The sequence below is a fragment of the Enterococcus sp. DIV0294 genome (genome assembly GCF_050558155.1).
Classification (GTDB): domain Bacteria; phylum Bacillota; class Bacilli; order Lactobacillales; family Enterococcaceae; genus Enterococcus; species Enterococcus faecalis.
On the sequence record NZ_CP187889.1, the window covers coordinates 335,013 to 360,035 of the forward strand.

Below are 25,023 nucleotides of genomic sequence, written 5' to 3' on the forward strand. Positions count from 1 at the left end.
ACCAATGACTTGGTTAAATAAACAAGTACAAAAACGTCCCGATCATCCTGCTTTTTATTTTCAGGATGAATCTTGGACGTTTTTAGAAGTGCAACAAGAAGTCAGCCATTGGGTAACCACATATCAACAGGTGCTTGCACCAGAAGAAAAACGTGTGGCTTTATTCAGTAAGAACAGCAAAGAGTTGTATTTTTCAATTCTAGCCTTATGGGAATTGGGGAAAGAGTTATTATTTTTAAATACGCATTTGACACTTGCTGAACTGACTTTTCAGTTAAAAGATGCGCAAGTTAAAACGATTATTGGTGCGCCTGAAACGCAGGCTTTGTTAGAGGAGATTTCTTTTGTCGACGTTCAGCCAATGGTTAAAAAACAGCATAGTCTTTCACATCAGGAGTTTCAACAGCCAAGTGACTTAGAGTCGGTGGCTTCTATTATGTATACATCTGGAACTACAGGACAGCCTAAAGGGGTCTTGCAACGGTTTAAAAATCATTTGGCCAGTGCTAGAGGCACTCAAGAAAATATGGGGATTACTGCTGAAGATTGTTGGTTGTGTGCAGTCCCATTATTTCACATTAGCGGATTGTCGATTGTTGTTCGACAACTCGTCTTAGGTTGTAGTATTCGCCTTTACGATAAATTTGATGAACAGCAAGTGACACAAGATTTACAAGAAGGCCGTGGAACCGTCATTTCAGTGGTTGCGACAATGTTGCAACAATTATTGTTTGTCTATCCTGAAGCTGGCTACAGCGCCAGCTTTAAAGGAATGCTATTGGGCGGCGGACCGATTGCACCGGATAAATTAGCGCAGTGTGAGGAAAAAGGGATTCCAGTTATTCAATCTTATGGGATGACGGAAACGTGTTCGCAAGTTGTTGCCTTGAAATTTGAAGATGCGGCGCTGAAAATCGGCTCTGCTGGGCAACCGTTAAAAGATATGCAGATCAAAATTGTTGATGAACTAGGACAAGAACAGCCAGAAAAGCAAGTCGGGGAAATTTTACTTAAGGGACCAAACGTTGTTTCAGGTTACCTTAACCAGCGTCAACCTGAAAAATGGACAGCAGATGGTTGGTTTAAAACAGGCGACATGGGCTATTTAGATGCACAAGGTTACCTGTATTTGGTTAGTCGTTTAAGTGAACTCATTATCTCTGGTGGTGAAAATATTTACCCCACTGAGGTTGAACAGGTGTTACAGGCGATAACAGGAATTAAAGCAGCGGCAGTTGTAGGAGAACCAGATGCGCAATGGGGAGCCGTCCCAGTTGCATATGTGATTAGTGACCAAGAAATCACCTTAGCGCAAATTCAAGACCAGTGTTCACGAAAACTGGCAAAATATAAACGACCGAAACGCATTTATTTTTGTCATTCTTTCCCGCAAACAGCAAGTGGAAAGATTGCCAAACATCGTTTCATGACAGAAGAAAGAGAGGCGTTTTTAATCAGATGAAATTGCCTGATGAATTACGACAAGCCTATCAGAAGAATGCCCGTCAGTTCAGTTGGGTTTTTCCATTAGAAACAGAACAAACAGCCTTGGCAATTTTTGCCGCTGGTGAAAAGGCATACCAAGGAGAACGTTTTTTTTGGCAAACGCCGAAAAAAGATTTTGCTTTGGTTGGCTTCGGATATGAAACTATCTTAAAAGGCGCAGAAACAGAAACGCATCAATTGAACAACTTTTTAAAAAAAGAGGCGGCAACTCGTTTTCAAAATATGTCTATTTCTGGTACGGGGGCTCTTCTATTTGGCGGTTTGCCTTTTGATACAGAACAAACGCCTACTGAGGCCTGGGGAGAGTTAGGGGAAGGTTGGTTTTATCTACCAAGTATTCTATTTACTTTTTCAGGTACACGTATTTATGGAACGCTGAACTTTTCAGGTTCTAGTGAACAAGAAGTCGAGGAACGTTGGTCGACTTTGGTGGCTCAGTTTGATCGCTTGTTAGCTACCTGTGAGGAGTTGCCAGCTGTAGCGGAAACAAAAATTGACAAGGAAGAAGTTGCCGTGACTGAATGGCTACAAGCTGTCAACGAAACCGTAGCAGTCTTAAGAGAAGATGGCCCTTTAAAAAAAGTGGTTTTGGCTCGACAACTTGCTGTGAGCAGTCCTGAAAAAATTCGAAGTAACCAAGTGCTCGTTAATTTAATGGCACAACAACAAAATACGTATTTGTTTGCTTTAGAAGCCAAAGACACAAGCTTCATTGGTGCAACACCAGAACGACTTCTGTTGGGTACTAAAGAAACGTTTGCGACCGCTTGTATTGCAGGAACCATTAAAACGGGTCAAACACCAGAAGAAACGAAAGCTTTAGGAGCACAACTTTTACAAGACCGCAAAAATACCGGAGAACACCAAATTGTGGTGGAACGTTTAGCGAAAGAGTTGGCGAAGATGACGACTTCTGAAAACAGTATTCAAGCACCCATTATTTTGGAAAATCGAGATGTACAACATCTTTATGTGCCAATCTCGGGTCAACGTAAACCGGGAATTTCGTTTTTGGAAAGTGTGATGCAGCTACACCCAACGCCAGCTTTAGGCGGTGAGCCCAAAGAGTTGGCAGTCGAATGGATTCGACAATATGAGCCAGGGAGTCGTGGGTTATATGGTGCGCCAATCGGTTGGATTTCAGGGAATGATGATAGTGGCGAGTTCGCTGTGGCCTTGCGTTCAGGTGTCTTTGCTGGTCAGCAAGGCGTTCTTTATGCAGGTTGTGGTATTGTTGCGGATTCCCAAGCAGAGCTAGAAAGAGAAGAAACGAAAATAAAATTTCAACCGATGTTACGAGGAATTGGAGGGCAGGTTTAATGAATCATCAAGAAACAATGACCGATTATTTAACGGCCTTTATTGAAGGCTTAAAAAATAGTGGGGTTGAACAAGCAGTCATTAGTCCAGGGTCCCGTTCCACACCACTGGCTTTATTACTTCATCGGGAAACCGCAATCCAAACTTTTGTCGATGTCGATGAACGTTCCGCTGCTTTTTTTGCTTTAGGATTAAGTAAAGCGAGTCAAAAACCAGTGGTCTTACTTTGTACCTCTGGAACAGCAGCTGCAAACTATTATCCAGCAATTTGCGAAGCCAATATTAGCCATGTACCCTTAGTTGTTTTAACAACGGATCGGCCGCATGAGTTACGCCAAGTTGGCGCCCCTCAAGCCATGGACCAATTACAAATGTATCAAAATCATGTGAAATTATTTGTTGAAATGGCTTTGCCAGAAGCAACAGAAGAGATGTTGAATTACGCCTATTGGCAAGGCGCTAAAGGAGCAGCATTCGCGCAACAAACGCCTGCAGCACCTGTTCATTTGAATTTTCCTTTGCGGGAACCATTATTACCTGACTTAGAGAGAAAAACAAAGAGTTCTCAACAAACGGCTTTATTCGCTGGTCAATCAATCCTTTCTACAGAACAAGTGCAACAGCTAGCGGATCAATGGTACCAGAAAAACGGCGTTTTGGTTGTCGGTGGCAGTCATACAGAGGAAGAAGCGGCGTTATTTATTCAATTAGCCGAAGCTTTGCAATGGCCGTTACTAGCGGATCCTTTAGCAAACATTGTGACACATGGGCAAAATAGTGAAGTTGTTATTGCACACAGTGATCTGTTTCTAAATGTGGCGACCTTGCCACAAGAACCAGAAGTGGTAGTGCGTTTTGGTTCGCTGCCAATTTCTAAAAACATCATGTTATGGTTGAAACGCTTAGCAACGACAGAGACTGCTTTTTATTTTGTGGACGAAAATGGGCAATGGCAAGAGCAATTGAAAAAATCACAAACAGTTATTCAGGCAAAGGAAACTACGTTTGTAGAACAACTACTAACGGTTGTCAAACCAACAGAAGCGACTTGGTTAGCACAATGGCTCCTGCTGGAAAAAACGGTCTCTGAAGTTCTTCTAGAAACGCTGAACGCGACAGAATTAAATGAAACAACAGCCAGCTTAGCTGTTCACCAAACAATGAAAGAGAATGGTCAGTTATTTGTATCTAATAGTATGGCTATCCGCTACTTAGATCGATTTATGGATAGTCGCCCTTATCGGATGTTTGGAAATCGCGGCATCAACGGGATTGATGGGATTGTTTCAACTGCTTTAGGAATGAGTGCCGTAGCACCGACACAGCAAAACGTTCTACTGATTGGTGATTTAGCGCTATATCATGATATGAATGGTTTATTTTTGGCTAAACGTTATCAGTTGCCGTTAACAATTGTTTTATTAAATAACAATGGTGGCGGGATTTTCTCTTTTCTATCTCAACGAACTTTACGTGAGGACGATTTCGAGCCTTTATTTGGAACACCGCTTGATTTAGATTTTTCGTTAGTTGCTGAACTTTACGGTGCTTCGTACCAAGAAGTCAAAACAATCGCGGAGCTCAAGCAAATTTTACAAGCAGCGGCTGAAGAACCACAATTTCAAGTGATAGAAGTCAAAGGAAATCGCCAAGAGAATGTTCATTTGTACGAATCAATTTTAGCTGAAATTGGTAGACGAGTAGAAAGACAGGGGATTTCATGGAACGGTTAATTCGGGGGATGCAGTACCATTATCAATGGTTAACACCTTTTGATGCAAAGCGAACGACAGTAGTCTGTTTACACGGTTTCACAGGAACGTTAGCCACGTTTGCAGCCGTTTTTCCCAGTCAAACACCTTATAACGTTTTAGGAATTGACTTACCTGGGCATGGCGCGACTGCTAGTTTGGTAGCACCAGAGCGTTATACCATGAAACAGGTTTGCCATGATCTTGCTGAACTAACCGAATCGCTAAATTTGCCTTGCTTTTGTTTATTAGGCTATTCAATGGGCGCTCGAACAGCTTTAGGTTTTGCATTACATTATCCACAAAAGGTACAGCATCTTTTATTGGAAAGTGGGTCACCAGGTTTGGCCACCGTCGCAGAACGTCAGACTCGTATCTGTCAAGATCATCGTTTGGCGGAACGTCTCTTAGAGGAACCGCTGGTGGATTTTATTGATTTTTGGCAAGAATTACCGTTATTTCAAACGCAAAAAGCCTTGTCTGTGGCACAGCAAATGGCCATTCGTCAGGAACGTTTGAGCCAATCGGCCTTTGGATTGGCTAGTAGTTTGTGGTATATGGGGACAGGAGCGCAAGAGAGTTACTGGGAACGTCTAGTAGAATTGCAGCCGATTCCTACCGATTTATTGGTAGGCGGCGAAGATCAAAAATTTATTGGGATTGCGAAAAAAATGCAGGCACGTCAACCGTTGTTGAGGCTGACAATTTTTCCTGAAGCAGGACATTGTATCCATTTGGAACAACCAACGATTTTCTATGAAAAGGTGACAGAGTTATTGGAAGGAGCTATCTGAATGAACATTCAATCAATTGAAACCTATCAGGTTCGTTTGCCTTTAAAAACGCCGTTTGTCACGAGCTATGGTCGCCTGGAAGAAAAAGCGTTTGATCTATTTGTAATAACAGATGAGCAAGGAAATCAAGGGTTTGGCGAATTAGTGGCTTTTGAGCAACCTGATTATGTGCAAGAAACGTTGGTAACCGAACGCTTCATCATCCAACAGCATTTAATTCCGTTACTTTTAACAGAAGCGATTGAACAGCCGCAAGAGGTTTCAACAATTTTTGAAGAAGTTAAAGGGCATTGGATGGGAAAAGCTGCGTTAGAAACTGCCATCTGGGATTTATATGCCAAACGGCAACAGAAGAGTTTAACTGAATTTTTTGGACCAACGCGGAGGAAAATTCCTGTAGGGATTAGTTTAGGGATTCAAGAAGAGTTACCTCGATTGCTTAAACAAGTTCAGTTAGCTGTAGAAAAAGGGTATCAACGAGTGAAGCTGAAAATTCGTCCCGGTTATGATGTGGAACCCGTTGCTTTGATTCGTCAGCATTTTCCTAACTTGCCTTTAATGGTCGATGCCAATTCAGCGTATACATTGGCTGATTTGTCTCAATTGCAACGTTTAGATCACTATCAATTAGCGATGATTGAACAGCCTTTTGCTGCAGATGATTTTTTAGATCACGCACAATTACAAAGAGAACTGAAGACAAGAATTTGTTTGGATGAAAATATTCGCAGCCTCAAAGACTGCCAAGTGGCTTTAGCGTTAGGCAGTTGCCGTAGTATCAATTTGAAGATTCCTCGTGTAGGTGGGATTCACGAGGCGTTGAAGATTGCCACATTTTGCCAAGAAAATGATTTATTGGTTTGGTTAGGTGGTATGTTTGAGTCTGGTGTTGGTCGCGCATTGAATTTGCAATTTGCGTCACAGCCTACCTTTTCCTTTCCAGGTGATATTTCAGCAACGGAACGCTATTTTTATGAAGATATCATCACGGAACCTTTTATTTTAGAGCAAGGGACAATGACCGTGCCTCAGGGACATGGTATTGGTGTTACACTTTCCCAGACGAATTTGCTAAAATACAGTCAGTATCAAAAAATCATGTAATGATAACAAAATTGCGCCTATGACTATGCAGAGAAGCATAATATAGGCGCAATTTTTTATTTTTCTAATTGACTCGCTGCGGCTTCATCCAAGAGAACCGTTAAATTTGGATGAAGTTGAAGAATAGAAGCAGGATACGTTTCTGTGACAGGTCCTTGGAGTACTTGTTTGACCATCTGAGCTTTTTGTTCACCATTTACAATTAGGACAAGATGCTTAACTTTCATGATGCTGGCTGGCCCCATCGTAACAAAGGTCATGCCTGGCTGCATCATTTCAGGAACAAACCAAGGCTCTGAACCAGTGACGGTCACTTGATAGGTTTCGTTTTTAAAATGAGTGGTAGTGGGCATGTTCCCACAAAAATGACCATCTGCTCCTAAGCCAATTAACATCAAATCTAAGCCGCCTGCGTCAGCAATCCGTTGTTCTTGTTGTTGAAAGTTTTCAACAGTTAATGGATGGATGTTTTGCTCGGATATTTCTGCAGGTGTCAAATACAGCGTCCGCAAATCTGTCAGAGTAATGCCTTCCTTTTGATGAGGAACGGGGATTTCATCAAAGTTATAATAATGAACATTATCAAAGTCAGATGAATTTTTCACAATCGAGGCTAATTTTTGGTAAACAAGTGTTGGCGTTTTGCCAGCGGTAATTGATAAATTCACTCGTTTATCTTGGCTCATCGTGCTTAGAAGTAACATTTTTGCCCATTCGCTCATCGCGTCGAAATCTTGTTTAATTAAAATTTTCATACTTGCTCACTCCATTCTTTGAATAAGCTAAGTATAATTTGTGGGAACCATCCCATGTCAAGCTCTTCACAAAAAGGATTTAATTAACGGTAGGCAAAAGAAAGAGGAGCAGCCGTCAAAACGACGACTGCCCCTCTTTTTAAAACTTAAGATAACCTACAACGAGTTAACTTTTTAGCTTTCTGTTCCACTTTCTCCAACGCTGGTCTAAACGTTCTTTTGACCAACATTGTTTAACAAAGAACCTTATTTTATTGTTCTTTTAACCATTTTTCTAGTTGTAAACGTTGCACTTTCATAGTAGCTGTGTGAGGGATTTCATCAAAAGCCATAATGATAGGTTCGTTTAAATGTGGTAAATCGGCTACTTGTGTCCACCAAGCGTCCCAATCCATTTCTTCCCCAGGGACAACCGCTAAAATTGGCTGTGGTTCATTTTCTTTGCCACGGACAATAATCACTTCTTCTAAGAAATCTAATGCATCCAATAAATGATCTTCAATAGCTAAATTACTGTCGATGTTTTCAATTAGATCTACTTGGCGATCTTTCAAGAATAAGTGGCCGCGTTCATCTAACATCCCGTAATCGCCGCTGTCCCACCATTCGCCGTAGACATTTTCTGCAAAGCGGGCATCTTCTTTGTAATATGTTAAGGCCCGTCCTTTGGATAAGAATTGGATATGGCCGTCCGTCATCGCAGGTAAAACTTGTCCTTTTTCATCGGTAATTCGAGCTTGTGTTAAATCCTCTAAACCAACACCCATGTCACGAGCGTCTGAATCTTTTAGGGATTCTAAAGTATGCGCTCGTAAGATCATTGGCCCGCATTCACTTTGTCCATAAACTTGTAGGAAAATTGGTTCATTGGCAGCAGATGCTTTTAAGAAAGCCACCATTGTAGCGTTGTTAATTGCATCAAAAGTAGAATGATAATAATGGACACTAGCGAAGGCTTCAGGTTTTTCTTTGGCCAAACGAACCCATTGAACGAAGTTATTGGGGTGTGTTTCTACAGCGATTGGTTGATAGGTGCTGAACATTTCAGCGACTTTTTCGCTCGAAGCATTTGCTAAAGGCATCATAGGGAAGCCCATGGCCATTAAAGAAGACACGCCAATGTTAAAACGAGAATGAACTGGCGAAATATGAAAGCCAACTAATTTCTTTTCAGCAATTTTTGTAAAAATGGTTTTTTGCCATTTTGTACGCCAACCCATAGAGTGATTGGAATGACAGATAAGTTTAGGAATACCTGTTGTTCCAGAGGTGTGAGTCATGTAGGCAATTTCGTCTTTAGTCAGTTCGTCTTGAGGAACTTCCGTGGCATCAGCTTCTAAAAGAGAAGCAACCGAAAGTTTTTTATTGGCAGAGCTGTTACGAACAGCTTGAACTTTTTCAGCAGTCACATCATCAAATAAAATATAAGGATCTTCTAAACGATCAACGAATACTTCAATTGTTTCAAAAGGTAAATGATATGAAACCATTACAGGAACGGCTGCTAGATATGAGGCTGCAACAGCTAGTAAATACGTGTCGAATTTAGGACTTTTATAAATAATAATTTTGTCGCCTTTTTTTACACCTAAAGCGGCTAATTGATATGCCCGTTTCAAAATTTCTTGATGGCTTTCACCATAAGTTGTTTCTAAGCCAAGTGCAGGAAAAGCAGGCAAAGATTCATCAAAAATAATTGGAACAGTTGGTGTTTTTTCTGCGGCTTCTTGATAGTTTGTGTAGAGGTTTAATGGTTGATAATCAAGTAAGTGTGTCAAGGGAAAGTCTCCTTTGTAAAATAGTTTGTGTACAAATGTACAAGTTCACTTTATCCTATCATAGAATGGGTTCTTTTTCTACGTCAAAAATACAACGTTAAATGTTATTTTTTATTATTCACAAGCACAACGTTTGCTGTATCTGGCAAAGTTTCCTACAATAATTATGTAAGTAACAAGTTCTCAGAAGTGTAAAACTTTACAAAGGAGAGGAATTTACATGAAAAAAATCTATGAAATAACTATCATTAATACGGGTGGACGTGCAGGAGAAGTTCACTCACCGGATAAATCATTTTCTTATGCGGTTGCTTCGCCAGGTGTCAAGAAAGAAAATACAACAAATCCAGAACAATTATTCGCAGCGGCTTACAGTGCTTGCTTTAACGGTGCATTAGAATTAGTGATGGATCAAGAAAAAGTCGAAGGTAAAAGTACAGTAACTGCACGTGTTTCCTTATTCCAAGGAGAAGATGGATTTAGCGTTGGTGCTGAATTAGAAGTTCATATTGATGGGGTAGATCAAGCTAAAGCAGAAGAACTTGTTAAAAAAGCCCACGAAATTTGCCCATATTCTAAAGCAACAAGAAATAATATAGATGTTAAATTAACAGTGATTTAATTAAAAAAGAAGCGCTTTGTCTATACGACAAAGCGCTTCTTTTTTAGATAACAGTCCACAAATTATACATATTTAACAAAATAACTAAAAAAACAACTAAACTATAAATTTGGGCGACCCGTTGTTGAGATAATTTTTTACTGAAAAGACCGCCGACATAACCACCGAATAAAGCGGCAGGAATAATAGCCCAAAGCATTGTCAAATCAAAAACCGCAAACCCTGTGGTCAAGCCGATATTGCCAAGTTTGGCGAGTTGGGAGAAAAAAATAGTAATGATGGAATAAACAGTTGCTGATTTGATATCCATTCCAAAAAAGAGAATAAGGCAAGCTACATTAATGGGACCGCCACCGATGCCTAAAAAGGTTGATAGAATCCCTAAGCCTAATCCAACAATCAGAAAAATGCTCAATCCGTTGAGGTGTAAGTGCCAGTTGGAAAATTGATTGTAGAGAAGAACCAAAACCAAGGTCAGCAACATGATGATATATTGGATTAGTTGTACTTTTTCTTCATTTGGCGCTAGTGCAATCGCCTGATTAAGAAGTAAATCACCTAACATGCCGCCGACTAAGGAACCAAACGAAATACTCGCGGCTTTTTTCCATTCAATTTGGACACCATTTTGATACTGTTTATAAGTCGAAGAAATGGACATGACAAAAACAGCGACACTTGAATAGAACGTAATACTGCTTAACGAATGGAACCCAAGAAAATCCAAAACAGGCTTAATAATGACGCCTCCACCCATCCCAGAGAGCGCCCCAACTGTATTGGATAGAAAAATAGTTATGAAATAAATCAGCAAAACCCGCACATAATCACTCCTAAACCGTTTTCTTTTAGTATAGCACAAAAATTATATAAGAAATGTAATTTCATTTAAAAATATTTTTAAAAAGAACTTGAAATGATATTTCTTTAATGGTATTCTACAAATACAAAAAAGAAAACGCATTCAAGGAGGATGAGAAAGCATGACAGTATCGATTGGTATTATTTTGATTTTATGTCTTTACACAGTTGTTGGTGTACTTGACCAAATTTCTATTCAGATTGGTCCATATACACCATTGTTTGCTGCAACGTTTACTGGCCTAGTCTTAGGAGATGTTCAAACAGGTTTGATGATTGGGGCAACGCTTCAATTGATGACATTAGGCGTAGCGACTTATGGAGGAGCAACAGTCCCAGACTTTCTTTCGGGGGCCATTATGGGAACGGCTTATGCAATCATTTCAGGGAAAGGGGCAGAGTATGGTATCGGAGTTGCGGTTCCGATTGGGTTATTATTAACACAACTAGATATTTTAGGCAGAATGGCTAATACGTTTTTCCAACACAAAGCAGATCGCTATGCGGAAGAAGGCAATTATAAAGGGGTCGAGCGCTGCAATGTTTTAGGAATTTTTCCTTGGACGATTTCTCGTGTCATCCCAGTTTTTATTGGCCTAGCTTTTGGTGAACAAGTTGTAAACGCTATCAATAATTGGATTCCTATTTGGGTGATGAATGGGTTAAAAGCAGCAGGTGCTATTTTACCAGCGATGGGGATTGCTATTTTAATGCGTTACTTGCCAATTAAAACATACTGGCCTTATTTTATTATTGGGTTCGTGTTACTTGCTTATGGGGCCCAATTCTTCTCAGTTTTAGGTGTCGCACTGGTTGGCTTGGCTTTAGCAGCGATTTATGTGATGAATCATAACAAAGGCGGCGCAGCTACAACAAGTGGCACGGTTATTTACGAAGATGATGAGGAGGTTGAGATTGATGACTAACAAATTAACAAAAAAGGATATTAATAAAGTTTACGTCCGTAATCTTTTTGGCTATCAGTGGGGCGGAACTATGAAAAAATGCAAGGACTTGGTTACGCTTGGGTGATGATGCCTGCATTAAAGCGACTATACAGTGAAGATCCAGTAGCTATGAAGAAAGCCTTGAAGACACATCTTGGCTTTATGAATACAACGCCAGCCATGTCGCATTTAATTGTCGGAGCTGATATGGCTTTGGAAGAAGAAGTTGGTATTGAAGATGAAACGGCCATTACTGGCTTGAAAACAGGTCTAATGGGTCCGTTTGCTGGTGTTGGTGATACCATTTTTATCGCGATTTATCGTGCGATTGTTTTTTCGATTGCAGCTTACATGGCGCAAGGGGGCCAGGTTGTTGGGTTACTGATCCCGTTAATTGCCGGAGCAGTGGTCCTATGGGTTCGCTATAAATTCACTTGGATTGGTTACCATCAAGGGAAAAAAATTGCGACAGAATTTGCGGATAAAATGAAATTGTTTACGCAAGGTGCAGCCATTTTAGGGTTAACAGTGGTCGGCGGTTTGATTCCTTCGGTAATTACTTACAAATTAGATTTAACTTATAAAATGGGAGATGTAACATTATCTGTTCAAGAAATGTTGGATAAAATTTTACCCGCATTAATTCCTTTAGGGATTGTTCTTTTATCCTATTGGTTACTAGGGAAAAAGAAAATGAATTCAACACGGCTAATCTTTGTTTTAATTTTAATTGGCATGGTTTTAGGCAATTTACAACCAATGTTGGCTTGGGTTGGCGGTTTATTTTAAAAAAATAGTATATAATAGGAGAGATTTATTATGACAATTGTACATGCAAGAGTAGATGAGCGTTTAATTCACGGACAAGTTGCAACCGTTTGGACGAATACGGTTGGAGCACAAAGAATCATGGTAGTAAATGATGCCGCTGTCAAAGATCAATTACAAATTGGTGCCTTAAAAATGGCAAAACCTGCAGGAGTTAAATTATCCATTTTATCAAAACGTAAAGCGATTGAAAAAATTTTAGCAGGCAATTATGATGAAGAAAAAGTCTTTTTAATTACGAAAGACATTGCAGACATGGCGGCTTTAATTGATGGCGGTGTCCCATTACAGAGCTTCAATGTCGGCAATATTTCTCAAAAAGAAGGCAGTCGAGCAATTAAAAAATCTGTTGCATTAACCGATGAAGATATTCAAACCGTTCGTCGTTTAACAGATAATGGGGTGACTATTACCGCACAGATGATCCCTTCTGAACCAAACGAAGCAATTTTAACTTTCATAAAATAGAAATGGAGATGAGAAGATGGAGCCAATCCGTTCAATCAGACAAAAATATAAGGACTTTTCCAAAGTAAATAAGAGAATCGCAGACTATATACTGAAGGATCCGACCCGTCTTCTCTCATTAACAGCAAACGAAATTGCTAGCAATAGCGAAACTTCTCCGGCGTCAGTTACCCGTTTTTCTAAACAATTAGGGTTTGACAGCTGGGAAGAGTTAAAACTATCCATTGCAGCGGTACAAGCTGCCAGTAACGGTAAAAAAGATATTGATCCAATTGTAGCGGCAGATGATTCGGTGGATACTATTTGTATGAAAGTGGAATCTTTATTAAATGCTACGATTGAGGATTTATTTTATACAGTAGATAAACAAGCCTTGGAACGAGCAATCGCGCATGTTAAAAAAGCGGAAAAAATTCATTTGGTTGGAATTGGTGCCTCTTCTTTAACGACTTATAATCTTTATCACAAGTTTAACCGCGCTGGTCGCCAAGCAATTTTTAATTATGATAGTCACATGATGTTGGAGTTTTTAAATTATGCAACGGCACAAGACATTTTGATCACGGTCTCCTATAGTGGTTTGACAAAAGAAGCCTTAATCGCCTGTGAAATTGCCAAAAATAGAGGTGCAACGGTTATTTTTATTACCAGTAACGATGGAGAAAACGTGCGATCATTGAGCGATGAAGTTCTTTTAGTCCCCAATAATGAGCACCTCATTCGAGTTGGGGCTATTTCATCGATTGCTTCGTCAATGGCAATTGGCGATGTTCTGTATTTAGGTTCAATTCAAGATGATTTAGACACAGAAATTGAACGCAATATGATTGAAACGAGTCAACTTGTCAGCCGTCTAAAAGAGAAGTAGGGGTGTGCAAGCAAATGAACTTAGAAGGATTAACGACAGAAGCCAGAAATGAAGCGACTAAAAAGATTGACCAAGTGTCAACATTAGAAATGGTAACTTTAATAAATCAAGAAGACCAAAAGGTAGCACAAGCAATTGAAAAGGTGCTTCCGCAGATCGCTGCAGCAATTGATGCAGCGGCAGAACGATTTAAAAAAGGGGGCCGTTTAATCTATTGTGGTGCAGGAACGTCTGGACGTTTAGGTGCTTTGGATGCGATTGAATTAACGCCCACATATAGTGTGTCGCCAGAACGCGCATTTGGTATTTTAGCTGGTGGTGAAAAAGCAATGTATCAAGCAATTGAAGGCGCTGAAGACTCGAAAGAATTAGCTATCGAAGATTTAACGCAACATCAATTGACCGCCCGAGATGTCGTAATTGCGATTGCTGCTAGTGGTCGGACACCATATGCTGTTTCCGCAATTGAATACGGAAAAAAAGTGGGCGCTCTAACCATTTCAGTTACCTGTAATAATCAAAGTCCGATGAATCAATTGGCGGAAATTGGGATTGCGCCAATTGTAGGACCGGAAGTCATTACAGGATCAACTAGAATGAAAGCGGGTTCAGCACAGAAAATGGTGTTAAATATGTTTTCAACAGGGATTATGGTTAAAGTAGGGAATATCTATCAAAATTTGATGGTCAACGTACAACCAACGAACGAAAAATTAATTCAACGTGCCACGAATATCATTAAAGAAGCAGCAGAAATCGAGGAATCGCAAGCCAAAGAATACTTGGAGGCAGCACAGCTAGAAGTGGCACCAGCCATTGTAATGGCGAAAGCCCACGTTGATTTTCAAAAAGCCAAACAACTATTAGCAGATCATGACGGACGGATTTCAGAAGTTTTAGCATAGAAGTGGTGAACAATGAATCAAATCGCAATTCAAGAAACAATTCAGAGACTGATTAATCAGCAAGTCGTTCCGGGTGTCGCTTGGGGGACGATCACAGAAGATAGCTTATCAGAACAGTATACGGGCTTTTTAGGTAATACTGGTCCATTTGCAAGACAAAAGGTTTCATCAGCTAGCCTGTATGATTTAGCGTCCTTAACGAAAGTTATTGGGACAACAAGTCGAATGTTACAATTAATCGATACAAATCAGCTTGCTTTTTCAACCACTGTGGGGAAAATCCTACCTGATTATCAAGGACTATCTTGTTCGATTGGGGAGCTTCTACTGCATCAGAGCGGACTGCCAGCTGATGTTGCCGATAAGAAAAATGTCACAAAAAAAAGCTTGCAAGAAATCATTTTAACGCATTCGTTATCTGAACGAGGGAAAACCACTTATTCTGATTTAGGGTATTACTTATTGGGAGAAATTATTCAAGTATTGGATCGCTGCTCATTAGAAGAGAGCTTTCAAACATATGTATTTCAACCAATGAACCTACAGCATACAAGTTTTACGGTCAGCGATTTTGCCCAGGCAGTGCCCACAGAGATTACAAAACAACGCGGCGTTATTCAGGGGGTGGTCCACGATTCGAAAGCCTATCAACTGAAAGCGCCAATCGGCAGTGCAGGTTTATTTACAACTTTACCAGATTTACTCACTTTTGTTCAGTGTTTTATGAACAATCGCTACCCGTCTGGCAAACCATTATTTTCTGAAAAAATGTTCGATGCTCTCTGGTCTATGAACCAAGGGGGACGTACATTTGGTTGGGAAGTGAAAAAGACGCAAGCTGGGGCAGACTATTTGTATCATACTGGCTTTACTGGAACGGCGATTGGTATGAAAAAAGAGACCAAAGAAGCCCTAATTTTGTTAACGAATCGGATTCATCCCACTCGTGAAGAACGTGGCTTTCTGAAAGCACGAACAAAAATTTATCAGCAGTATTTTTAGGAGGATATGATGAAACCAAAATTAATTTTAATGAGCCATGGACGGATGGCAGAAGAAACTTTAGCTTCTACTCAAATGATTGTCGGGGAATTAGCAGATGCTGCGATTGTGTCAATGACCGCAGAAGATGGCTTGAGCGGCACGCAAGCAAAACTGGCAGCAATCTTAAAAGAAGCTGGCAATGCCCCGACGCTTGTATTAGCTGATTTAAAAGGAGGAACACCATGTAATGTGGCTATGATGGCCATGGGCACTTATCCGCAATTGCGAGTAGTCGCTGGACTTAATTTAGCAATGGCAATTGAAGCAGCCGTCTCACCTGTGGAAAATGTGGATGAATTAGCTGCATATTTAACGGAAATTGGCCAATCTGCGGTGACCACGATTGACTTACCTGAATTAACAGATGAAGAAGAATTTGAAGAATAGAAAGAGGTCGGGACGGAACCGTTTAGCTCCGAGAAATAAGAAGGAATTTCCGAAAATTGCTTTTTAATTTTTGGAGAATTTCGGCTTATTTCCGAAGGAGTTGGTTCTGTTCCCGCCGTTTATCAGGTTTTGAGCCTGGAACAAAAATCCAAAGTGATTTTTGTCCCAGGCTCTTTTTTTAAGAACCAGGGATATTCCGTGGTTCGTTTTTGGTTGTGACAAAGAAAAAGAATAGACTCAGTAAAATAACTAGGATGCCATCGTTAAACATCGGATTTACGAAGTTTAAAATAGCACTTAAGATAACTGGCACGGTAGCACAATACGTAATAATTTTTAAACAATCAATCAAACGTAAAGAATAAAAACGTAATTTTGAATAGAGAGATGCACCGATAGCGGCAATCAGTAAGTCTAAAACTAAACCGATTAGAACAGGGTAGATAGCCACTAAAAAGACAATGAGTTTTGTCCACCAAGGGATTGCTGCTTCACTTAGCGCAGTCTTGATACTCTGAGCGTTAACGCCATCTAAGGTTCCTTTACTATAGGGGAAGATAAATTGGTCGGTGCCTAGAATTGATTCAGTTGCGCCTGAATTTGGTAAGGCGACTACAAATTCATCTTGTAAAAAAGCCAAACCAAACGCATTACCAATTAAATCTTTTTGGACATCAGCGGCTGTACGCTTTCCATCTGGATCAAACGTAAAAATAATCGAGTCGGTTTGATAAATAAAGCCAGATTCTTTAGCCTTTGTTTGCAACGTGCCATTTTCAATAGAAAAGTCAGGCAACTTTTCTGCAATTTTTTGGCCATCTTGTTGCACCTCTTGTAGCACAGAAAAGACTTGTTTGGTAATAGGTAGTGCTAAAATAGCACTTAAAAAAACAGCATAGAGAATTACTTTCCAAAACGCCATTTTTTTCGCATGCCGTAATTCTGAAACTGAAAAAAAGGCCTGCTTAAATAATTGCAATGTATTCATTTATTTACTCCTCACATCATTCTTCTACAGGTCATTCTAGCGAATTTATGAGGGAAACACAAGGTAATCTCCCTCTTTTGTAAAACTTTTCTTTTGGCAAGCAAACTATTTTGTAGAAAGCGGTTCACTCTGTTATCATAATAGTTGTATGAAAGACGTATGTTACATACTAAAAAATAGGGGGATTTAAAAAATGACTTACACATTACCAGAATTACCATATGCTTATGATGCATTAGAACCTTACATTGACGTGGAAACAATGCACTTACACCATGATAAACACCACAACACTTATGTGACTAACTTAAACGCAGCGATTGAAAAACATCCAGAATTAGGCGAAAAATCTGTAGAAGACCTAATTTCAGATATGAATGCTATTCCTGAAGATATCCGTACTGCCGTTCGTAACAATGGTGGCGGTCACGCAAACCATACATTCTTCTGGGAAATTATGGCACCAAATGCTGGTGGACAACCAACTGGCGCTATTAAAGAAGCAATCGATGAAACATTTGGTAGCTTTGATGAAATGAAAGCTGCTTTCAAAACAGCTGCAACTGGCCGCTTTGGTTCAGGTTGGGCTTGGTTAGTTGTGAATAACGGTAAATTAGAAATCACTTCAACACCAAACCAAGATTCACCATTAATGGATGGCCAAACACCTGTTTTAGGTCTTGACGTTTGGGAACATGCGTATTACTTAAAATATAAAAACGTTCGTCCAGATTACATTGAAGCATTCTGGAACGTTGTTAACTGGGATAAAGTAAACGAACTTTTTGCTGCAGCAAAATAAGTTTGCCAATTGTGAAGGAAAGAGTCAAATGACGGCTGTCATTTGACTCTTTCCTTTTACAAATCCAGGGTCGAAATAGTTGTTCGTTTATGGCATACTAAAGTAAGTAGGGAAAGATAACGGATACATAAAGAAGGAGCTAAAAAAATGAATGTTATGATGCAAAAAGTACACGGGTCAGAAAATGATTTCTTTTTATTGGATGAAACACAGTTTGAGCGTTCTTTAACCGCTGAGGAAATTGAGCAATTGCGCATCCAGTTATGTTCGCGGGAAACAGGATTATTGGCGGGAGCAGATGGGTTACTTTTGGTAGGAGAAGGGACTCACGGCACGTCCAATGCTAGAATGCGAGTGATTAACAGCGATGGTAGTGAAGCAAGCATGTGCGGGAACGGCTTGCGTACGGTTGCCCGTTATTTATCTGAAAAAAACCAAGAAAAATCATTTACAGTTGAAACAATGTTTGCAGATTTGAAAGTACGTCAAGCCCCCAATTTAGCTGAAGAAGTAGCGACTTACCAAGTGGAAATTTCACCAGTAAGTTTTGAAGCAGTCACTATCCCAATGCATTTAGGGGTCCAAACATTAATTGATGAAATCGTACCAGCCTTATCTAAAACCATTCGCTTTACAGCGGTAGCAGTGCCTAATCCGCACCTTGTAGCATTTGTGGATCACGAAACCTTAAATGGTCCAGAATTTGAACGAATCGCTACCTATGTAAATAATGAAAATCCATATTTTCCAGAAGGGATAAATGTGAGTTTTGTTGAAATTCTTGGCAAAAATCAACTATTTGTTCGAACGTATGAACGTGGTGTAGGTTTTACAAGTGCTTGTGGGACAGCTATGTGCGCAAGTAGTTTACTTTATACGTTATTGAAAGATGGTGTTTTTTATGAAGAAATAACCGTCAAAAATGCTGGAGGTATGGTGAAAACAGTCGTCCACGAAACGTCTGATGGCAGTTATTGGATGGAATTAATTGGGAATGCCACGATTACGCATTTGATTGAAGGATCACTGACTGATTTACTAAATGGTGCATTTGAGAAAATAACTATAACTGAAACGAATGAACAGAAACATTATCAAGAATTTCTGCAAACACTTTCTCAAAAATAACAATTGTTCCTTGATAAAGCGCTCTTTTATTTTACAATTGTGTTAAGTTCTTGTTCCAAAAAATAAAAAATATTGCTTGAATAAGCAAACTATGAGAAAATAAAGGGCATGAATTAAGAATTATTCTTAGATAAACGAGGAAGTGTCTTATGAAACTATGGAAAAAAGTAGTACTGGGCTTCTTGAGCGTCTTGCTAGTGGTAGTAGCTGGGGTATGTGCTTACGGGATTAAGATGTATTCAGATGCCAATTCAACAATTAATGGGATCTATCAATCAGTTAACCGTAAGTCCAATAAAGGAGCCACGGCCAATATTGATGCGCAAGAACCATTCTCTGTTCTTTTAATGGGGATTGACACAGGCGATTTAGGCCGAACAGAGCAAGGTCGTTCAGATACTACAATGGTTGTAACCATCAACCCGAAAGAAAACAAGTCCACAATGATCAGTTTGGATAGAGATATTCTAACAGATATTGTTGGAAATGACACACAAGACAAATTGAACCATGCCTATGCATTTGGTGGCGCCGAAATGGCGATTAATACAGTCCAAGAATTACTGGATATTCCCATCCATCACTATGTATCCATTAATATGAAAGGGTTAAAAGACCTGATTGATGCGGTAGGCGGTATTGAAGTAGATAATACGATTGGTGAATTTACGTTGGACGGTATTACTGTTCCAGCAGGTAAAATCAAGTTAGATGGCACGACAGGTTTGGCTTATGCGCGGATGCGTCACGAAGATCCTGAAGGAGATGTGGGTCGTCAACGCCGCCAACGAGAAGTTGTTGAGAAAATTGTGCGCAAAGTCATGAGTTTTGATGGTGTTTCAAAATATCGAAAAATTCTTGATGCTGTTGAAGCCAACGTAAAAACAGACTTAACCTGGGATGACATGATGGACATCCAATCAAAATATTTATCTGCCTTTAAAACAATTGACTCAGAACAATTACAAGGATACAGTGCAACCATTGATGATATTTATTATCAAGTCCTAGATCCAAATAGTTTATACAAAACACAAACAACGCTTAGAAAACAACTTGGTTTAAAAGAACATGCTTCTGAACGTGAAAAAGATTTAGCCTTTTATAATCAGTTTAGCTATGCTGTTACAGATACTGCACTGATTGGTGAATCTGGTGATTCAAGTGCCAATAGCTCTACTAGTTCGAGTAGCACAGCGGACACCACAGCCGGACAAACAGAATACAACGGCAATACGCAACAAGCAGCAGAAGGAACCTACGATCCGAATACGTACGTTGACCCAAATGCGTACACAGATCCAAACGCTTATGCTGATCCAAATACGTATGTGGATCCCAACGCACCACAATATTAATCTGTTAAACAAGCTCGAAAACTTCTATTTCTGATGGGAAATAGAAGTTTTTTTCTTTTATTCTAGAAATTTTTTTCAGAAGGTGTTATAATTGGACTATACCAAAATAAACCGTAAGGAGCGTGTCAAAATGCAAATTATCCGTGTAGCAAATGCAGAAGAAGGCGGCAAAAAAGCGTTTGAATTAATTAAAGAAGGTATGAACAATGGTGCGAAAGTTTTAGGCTTAGCAACAGGTAGTACACCAGAAACATTATATAAAGAAATGACTGCAAGTGATGTCGACTTTACAGAAATGACTTCTGTAAACTTAGATGAATATGTTGGTTTAGGTGGCGAAGATGAGCAAAGTTACCGTTATTTCATGAACAAACACTTATTCGACAAAAAACCATTTAAAGAAACATTTGTACCAAATGGTAAAGCAGAAGATTTAGATGCTGCTTCCGCAGAATATGAAAAAATTATCGATGCACATCCAGTAGATATCCAAATCTTAGGTATTGGTCAAAATGGACACATTGGTTTCAACGAACCAGGCACACCTCTAGATAGCTTAACACATGTCGTTGAGTTGACTGAATCAACAATCAACGCAAACAAACGTTATTTTGACAAAGTAGAAGATGTCCCAACACGTGCTGTTTCTATGGGGATTGGCTCAATCATGAAAGGTAAAAAAATGATTTTAATGGCTTATGGCGAAGCAAAAGCAGAGGCCATTAAAGGAATGATTGACGGACCAGTAACAACAGACATGCCAGCAAGTGCATTACAAAACCATCAAGATGTTGTTGTAATCATTGATGATGCAGCTGCAAGTAAATTATAATCGTTGATGAAAAAGAACTTGAAACATAAGGATTTCCTTATGTTTCAAGTTCTTTTTTTGTTATACTGGAAGTAATAGAAGAAGAGGTGAAAAGGATGTTACAGCTAACAATTCCAGAAATTATTTTACGGTTAGTCCTAGCGATGGTGATGGGTGGCGCAATTGGTTTTGAAAGACAATATAAGAATCGCCCAGCAGGGATGCGCACTCACATTTTAGTTTGTATGGGCGCGGCTATTATTGCGTTAATTCAGTCGCAAATTGCAATCAATGCATTGAAAGATGCGTTAGCTAATCCGGCTTTGACGGGGGTCATTCGTTCAGATCAAGCAAGGTTGATTGCACAAGTTGTAAGTGGAATCGGCTTTTTAGGTGCTGGAACCATCATTGTAACGAAACAAAGTGTCACAGGATTGACGACAGCAGCGTCACTATGGACCGTTGCTGGTTTAGGGATCGCGGTGGGCATGGGCTACTATACGATTGCCTTAACAAGTTTTATCGGTGTATTATTTGCCTTAACCATTGTCAAACGAATTATTCACGTACCAACAATCAAAAAATTAGAAATTCGCTATCAACATAAACAAGAAACCAAAGAATTTATTAATCAGTATTTTGAAGAAAAACATATTGAAATTTATGATGTGAATTTCAATGTTTCTTGGGTAGATGATACAAAAATCTATACGAATATCTATACTATTGATTTACCTAAAGGCCTAACGTATGCCGATGTTATCGAAGATCTATCTGTTTCAAATAATGTAACAAAATTACGATTGATTAATGTGTAGAAACATCTATTTATAATTAATGACAACCGCTATAAGTTAAAATGCTTATGGCGGTTTTCTTCTAGGGCCTAGGACTGATTTTTTAAGTTTAATATTTCAAAAAGATTACAAAAGAGTTATGATTGTATTACGAGTTAGAAAGAAAGGTGATAAGTAAGATGAATAAAAAAAATAAATTTCTTAGTATTATTGTTGTTGTCGTTGTGATTATTGGTGCATTTGTGATGAAAGCTTATAATCAATTGATTACTTTAGATAATAAAGTCGAAGCAGAATGGTCACAAGTAGAGAATGTAATGCAAAGACGGGCTGATTTAATTCCGAATCTTGTCAGTAGTGTTCAAGGCAGTATGACTCAAGAAAAAGAAGTTTTAAAAGAAATAACGGAAGCACGTAAAGCATACGCAGGAGCAAAATCTTCTTCTGAAAAAGGGCAAGCAAATGAGCAAATTGAAAAAGGATTAGGTAATTTTGTTACAGTATTGAATGAAGATTACCCAAAGTTAGCTTCTTCTGAAAATGTCAAAACCTTAATGACTCAATTAGAAGGATCTGAAAATCGAATTTCTGTTGAACGCCGTAACTATATACAAGCTGTTGAAACATATAACCAACAGATTTCAAAATTCCCTGATAAAATAATTGCAAAACTTTTAGGATTTGAGAAGAAAACTAACTATGTTGCGACAGAGCAGGGAAAAGAAGTGCCGCAAGTAAAATTTAAATAAAAATTTATAGAAAATTTGGGTTAAAAAGAAAGAAGTGAGGAAGGTTGGATAAAAAAGTCGAAAAAATTCAAGAAAAAGTTCGTTTGTTTTATAAAAAGCATCAGCGGAATACAACGATTGTTGTGGTAATTAGTTTAAGTATGATTTTAATATTAGGAATGGCTGCTTGGTATGAAGTAAAGGGAATCTCTTATGAAGCAAAACAAACTGCACTGAGAGAGAAGCAACATGCCTTACAAAAAAAGAGAGACGATATCTTAGCAGGGAAAATGACTGAAGCGTCAACCCAGACAACAATAAATAACTTTTCTAAACAAGAAATAACTGGTGAAAATGAATTAGTGACAATTACTGGAACGAATGGGCAGTTGAACATTAATGATGCTAATATCTATGTTTCAGATAATGCAGGTATTGTCTCAAATCAACTTAAACAGAAAATGTTTCAATTGAATCAACAATTGTTGGAAAATGCGAATGGCGCACAATTTATGCTTATTACCGTTCCTGCGTTACCTAGTGGGGAATCTGTTGAATCTTACAGCAATAAGATTGCTAATCAATTAGGTGTAGGGGATCGTGAAAAAAATAATGGTGTGGTTTTTCTAATGGCAATTGAGGATCGCGAGTCTCGCTTGGAAGTTGGATATGGCTTAGAGAGTATTTTAACGGATAGCTATGCGGATGATATTATTAATAATGAAGAAGTAAAAGAGGCTTTTAGAGACGAGGATTATAATACAGGTCTCAATAAAATTATTGATCAAGTATCGGCTGCAATCAATTCAAAAACCGCACAAGTGGATAATGAATTAACAAATATACAAACAGAGTTAAACACTAACACAACGAAAAGAAATGTTCTTTTAATGGCAAGTATTGCTGGGATGCTCATTTGTGCTGTTTATATTTTACAAATTTTAAGAACAAGAAAACTTGTTAAAAAAATGTATCAAGATTATTTGAATTGTTTACCAACAAAGGCTGTCCTAAATAACTCAGAACAGACAAAGAAAGTATTAAATAAGATGAAAAAGACTTCTTTTTATTGTTTATATCTTAATGGAGCAACGTTATTTGCCACAAAAGGGAAAATAAGACGTGCCACTAAGCGTGGTTCTTTACTAAGTATATATCCAAATGCAAAAAAACAATCTTTTGGGCGTTTATTAGTAGGAGATACTTTATATAGTTATGATGGTAGTGTTTTGACGTATGCTTATTTAAACTCACAATACAATCCGTCTAATCATAGTAGTTCTGGTAGCAGCAGTGGTGGTTCATTCGGTGGCGGCTCATTCGGCGGTGGCGGTGCCTCAGGAAGTTGGTAAAATAAAAAGCTAGAAACGTTAATCGTTTCTAGCTTTTTGCTATTTATCTAAACCGTAAAGATAGTCATCATCTTTCATGGCTTCAACTGTTCCTAGTAAATAGCCATTTCCTACTTGGGAGAAGAAGTCATGGTTGCTAGTTCCTGTCGAAATACCATTCATTACAATCGGGTTCACATCATTGGCTGTATCCGCAAATAAGGGATCCATACCTAAGTTCATTAAAGCTTTGTTGGCGTTGTAACGTAAAAAGGTTTTTACTTCTTCGGTCCAACCTAAGTCATCATATAATTCTTCTGTATAACGTTCTTCGTTTTCGTACAATTCGTAAAGTAAATTATACATCCAGTCTTTTAGTTTATCTTGCTCATCTTCTGGTAATTCATTAAATCCTAATTGGAATTTATAGCCAATATACGTGCCGTGCACTGATTCATCACGGATAATCAATTTAATAATTTCAGCGACGTTCGCTAGTTTATTGTTTCCTAAATAGTAAAGGGGAGTGTAAAACCCAGAATAGAATAAAAACGTTTCTAAAAATACACTAGCAATTTTTTTCTCTAACGGAGTACCGTTTTTATAAATTTCGTTAATCCGTTCTGCTTTATATTGCAGATGTTTGTTGGTATTTGTCCACTCAAAAATATCATCAATCTCTTTTTTTGTATTTAATGTACTGAAGATAGAAGAATAACTTTTGGCATGGACAGATTCCATGAATTGGATGTTATTTAAGACGGCTTCTTCATGAGGCGTCCGCACATCATTTCTCAGTTGATCCATGCCGCTTTCTGATTGAACAGTATCTAATAAAGTTAAACCGCCGAAAACGTAGCCGACAGTAGTTTTTTCTAAATCGGAAAGAGTCCGCCAATCATCTAAGTCATTGGATAACGGAATCCGTGTATCTAACCAAAATTGTTCGGTTAATTTTTCCCAAGTGGATTTATCAATGACGTCTTCAATGGCGTTCCAGTTAATTGCTTCATAATACGTTGCCATGGTTATTCCTCCTGTATGCTGGGACAGCAGTCTGTTTGACTAGTTGTCTCGTTTCTTCGCTTAAAACGTTCTACAGAGTCCAAATAGGAGCGTGCAGCCGTTCTTCTTTGTCCAGT

Annotated in this window: 24 protein-coding genes and 1 pseudogene; 20 read left to right on the top strand and 5 right to left on the bottom strand. The window is 38.9% G+C overall.

All coding sequences use genetic code 11. The annotated features are described in order from the left end of the window. The first annotated feature begins 4 nt into the window (after positions 1-4). From IGJ20_RS01730 to menC, 5 genes are read left to right on the top strand one after another with little or no spacing between them, the layout of a single operon-like run. Positions 5-1,462, top strand: coding sequence for an o-succinylbenzoate--CoA ligase (locus IGJ20_RS01730; RefSeq protein WP_202522617.1), 1,458 nt, complete (start codon positions 5-7; stop codon positions 1,460-1,462). Beyond that, positions 1,459-2,826: an isochorismate synthase gene (locus tag IGJ20_RS01735; protein ID WP_141416877.1), complete on the top strand. Its 1,368-nt coding sequence runs from the start codon at positions 1,459-1,461 to the stop codon at positions 2,824-2,826. The genes IGJ20_RS01730 and IGJ20_RS01735 overlap by 4 nt, the downstream gene beginning before the upstream one ends. Next, a complete protein-coding gene (gene menD, locus IGJ20_RS01740) occupies positions 2,826-4,559 on the top strand; it encodes a 2-succinyl-5-enolpyruvyl-6-hydroxy-3-cyclohexene-1-carboxylic-acid synthase (RefSeq protein ID WP_202489134.1) in 1,734 nt (577 codons plus the stop codon). Before IGJ20_RS01735 ends, menD begins: the two co-directional genes overlap by 1 nt. Then, on the top strand, positions 4,547-5,371 hold the full coding sequence (menH, locus tag IGJ20_RS01745; RefSeq protein WP_202522312.1) for a 2-succinyl-6-hydroxy-2,4-cyclohexadiene-1-carboxylate synthase: 825 nt from the start codon (positions 4,547-4,549) through the stop codon (positions 5,369-5,371). Before menD ends, menH begins: the two co-directional genes overlap by 13 nt. Continuing rightward, positions 5,372-6,475, top strand: a complete 1,104-nt coding sequence (menC, locus tag IGJ20_RS01750) for an o-succinylbenzoate synthase (protein WP_010817022.1) — start codon at positions 5,372-5,374, stop codon at positions 6,473-6,475. Between the two features lie 56 nt (positions 6,476-6,531). Here the strand turns inward: menC and IGJ20_RS01755 are convergent, their stop codons facing one another. Both IGJ20_RS01755 and IGJ20_RS01760 read right to left on the bottom strand, forming a co-directional pair. Next, complete coding sequence (locus IGJ20_RS01755; protein WP_002379076.1) at positions 6,532-7,230, bottom strand: glucosamine-6-phosphate deaminase; 699 nt, start codon at positions 7,228-7,230, stop codon at positions 6,532-6,534. 251 nt (positions 7,231-7,481) lie between these two features. Then, positions 7,482-9,008 (bottom strand): AMP-binding protein, encoded by a 1,527-nt coding sequence (locus IGJ20_RS01760; RefSeq protein WP_002361196.1) that lies wholly within the window; start codon positions 9,006-9,008, stop codon positions 7,482-7,484. A 220-nt stretch (positions 9,009-9,228) separates the two neighbouring features. Between IGJ20_RS01760 and IGJ20_RS01765 the strand changes: the two genes are divergently transcribed. Further along, positions 9,229-9,630: an organic hydroperoxide resistance protein gene (locus IGJ20_RS01765; RefSeq protein WP_430605248.1), complete on the top strand. Its 402-nt coding sequence runs from the start codon at positions 9,229-9,231 to the stop codon at positions 9,628-9,630. A 43-nt stretch (positions 9,631-9,673) separates the two neighbouring features. Here IGJ20_RS01765 and IGJ20_RS01770 read toward each other — a convergent pair whose 3' ends face one another. Then, positions 9,674-10,444: a sulfite exporter TauE/SafE family protein gene (locus IGJ20_RS01770; protein WP_262238536.1), complete on the bottom strand. Its 771-nt coding sequence runs from the start codon at positions 10,442-10,444 to the stop codon at positions 9,674-9,676. Positions 10,445-10,613: 169 nt separating this feature from the next. On the opposite strand from IGJ20_RS01770, the gene IGJ20_RS01775 reads away from it, so the two are divergent. From IGJ20_RS01775 to IGJ20_RS01805, 7 genes and pseudogenes are all read left to right on the top strand, one after another. Next, the gene (locus tag IGJ20_RS01775; protein WP_002358431.1) at positions 10,614-11,417 is read left to right on the top strand and encodes a PTS mannose/fructose/sorbose/N-acetylgalactosamine transporter subunit IIC; all 804 of its coding nucleotides are present in this window, start codon (positions 10,614-10,616) and stop codon (positions 11,415-11,417) included. Then, positions 11,410-12,227, top strand: a pseudogene (locus tag IGJ20_RS01780) (PTS system mannose/fructose/sorbose family transporter subunit IID). The gene IGJ20_RS01775 and the pseudogene IGJ20_RS01780 overlap by 8 nt, the downstream one beginning before the upstream one ends. A gap of 30 nt (positions 12,228-12,257) precedes the next feature. Continuing rightward, the gene (locus IGJ20_RS01785) at positions 12,258-12,734 is read left to right on the top strand and encodes a PTS system mannose/fructose/N-acetylgalactosamine-transporter subunit IIB (RefSeq protein ID WP_002355337.1); all 477 of its coding nucleotides are present in this window, start codon (positions 12,258-12,260) and stop codon (positions 12,732-12,734) included. A 16-nt stretch (positions 12,735-12,750) separates the two neighbouring features. Next, the gene (locus IGJ20_RS01790) at positions 12,751-13,602 is read left to right on the top strand and encodes a MurR/RpiR family transcriptional regulator (protein ID WP_002355339.1); all 852 of its coding nucleotides are present in this window, start codon (positions 12,751-12,753) and stop codon (positions 13,600-13,602) included. A 14-nt stretch (positions 13,603-13,616) separates the two neighbouring features. Next, positions 13,617-14,507: an N-acetylmuramic acid 6-phosphate etherase gene (murQ, locus tag IGJ20_RS01795; RefSeq protein WP_002409113.1), complete on the top strand. Its 891-nt coding sequence runs from the start codon at positions 13,617-13,619 to the stop codon at positions 14,505-14,507. A gap of 12 nt (positions 14,508-14,519) precedes the next feature. Beyond that, positions 14,520-15,509: a serine hydrolase domain-containing protein gene (locus IGJ20_RS01800; protein ID WP_202522314.1), complete on the top strand. Its 990-nt coding sequence runs from the start codon at positions 14,520-14,522 to the stop codon at positions 15,507-15,509. A gap of 9 nt (positions 15,510-15,518) precedes the next feature. Further along, complete coding sequence (locus IGJ20_RS01805) at positions 15,519-15,938, top strand: PTS sugar transporter subunit IIA (RefSeq protein ID WP_202522618.1); 420 nt, start codon at positions 15,519-15,521, stop codon at positions 15,936-15,938. Positions 15,939-16,116: 178 nt separating this feature from the next. On the opposite strand, the gene IGJ20_RS01810 is transcribed toward IGJ20_RS01805, so the two are convergent. Beyond that, a complete protein-coding gene (locus IGJ20_RS01810) occupies positions 16,117-16,926 on the bottom strand; it encodes a DUF1189 domain-containing protein (protein WP_002355344.1) in 810 nt (269 codons plus the stop codon). A 193-nt stretch (positions 16,927-17,119) separates the two neighbouring features. On the opposite strand from IGJ20_RS01810, the gene IGJ20_RS01815 reads away from it, so the two are divergent. The 7 genes from IGJ20_RS01815 to IGJ20_RS01845 all read left to right on the top strand — a co-directional run bounded on the left by IGJ20_RS01815 (position 17,120) and on the right by IGJ20_RS01845 (position 23,902). Further along, a complete protein-coding gene (locus tag IGJ20_RS01815) occupies positions 17,120-17,728 on the top strand; it encodes a superoxide dismutase (protein WP_002361201.1) in 609 nt (202 codons plus the stop codon). A gap of 147 nt (positions 17,729-17,875) precedes the next feature. Beyond that, positions 17,876-18,856, top strand: a complete 981-nt coding sequence (gene dapF, locus IGJ20_RS01820; RefSeq protein ID WP_010777383.1) for a diaminopimelate epimerase — start codon at positions 17,876-17,878, stop codon at positions 18,854-18,856. A 149-nt stretch (positions 18,857-19,005) separates the two neighbouring features. Continuing rightward, a complete protein-coding gene (locus IGJ20_RS01825) occupies positions 19,006-20,214 on the top strand; it encodes an LCP family protein (protein WP_002394662.1) in 1,209 nt (402 codons plus the stop codon). 130 nt (positions 20,215-20,344) lie between these two features. Further along, the gene (nagB, locus tag IGJ20_RS01830) at positions 20,345-21,046 is read left to right on the top strand and encodes a glucosamine-6-phosphate deaminase (RefSeq protein WP_002355352.1); all 702 of its coding nucleotides are present in this window, start codon (positions 20,345-20,347) and stop codon (positions 21,044-21,046) included. A gap of 95 nt (positions 21,047-21,141) precedes the next feature. Further along, complete coding sequence (locus IGJ20_RS01835) at positions 21,142-21,843, top strand: MgtC/SapB family protein (RefSeq protein ID WP_002355354.1); 702 nt, start codon at positions 21,142-21,144, stop codon at positions 21,841-21,843. Positions 21,844-22,001: 158 nt separating this feature from the next. Beyond that, positions 22,002-22,571 carry a LemA family protein gene (locus IGJ20_RS01840; RefSeq protein ID WP_002385314.1) on the top strand — a complete coding sequence of 190 codons (570 nt, stop codon included), beginning with the start codon at positions 22,002-22,004 and terminating at the stop codon, positions 22,569-22,571. A gap of 44 nt (positions 22,572-22,615) precedes the next feature. After that, positions 22,616-23,902, top strand: coding sequence for a TPM domain-containing protein (locus IGJ20_RS01845; protein WP_202522315.1), 1,287 nt, complete (start codon positions 22,616-22,618; stop codon positions 23,900-23,902). Positions 23,903-23,941: 39 nt separating this feature from the next. Here IGJ20_RS01845 and nrdF read toward each other — a convergent pair whose 3' ends face one another. After that, the gene (gene nrdF, locus IGJ20_RS01850) at positions 23,942-24,907 is read right to left on the bottom strand and encodes a class 1b ribonucleoside-diphosphate reductase subunit beta (protein ID WP_002355357.1); all 966 of its coding nucleotides are present in this window, start codon (positions 24,905-24,907) and stop codon (positions 23,942-23,944) included. Between the last annotated feature and the right edge of the window lie 116 nt (positions 24,908-25,023).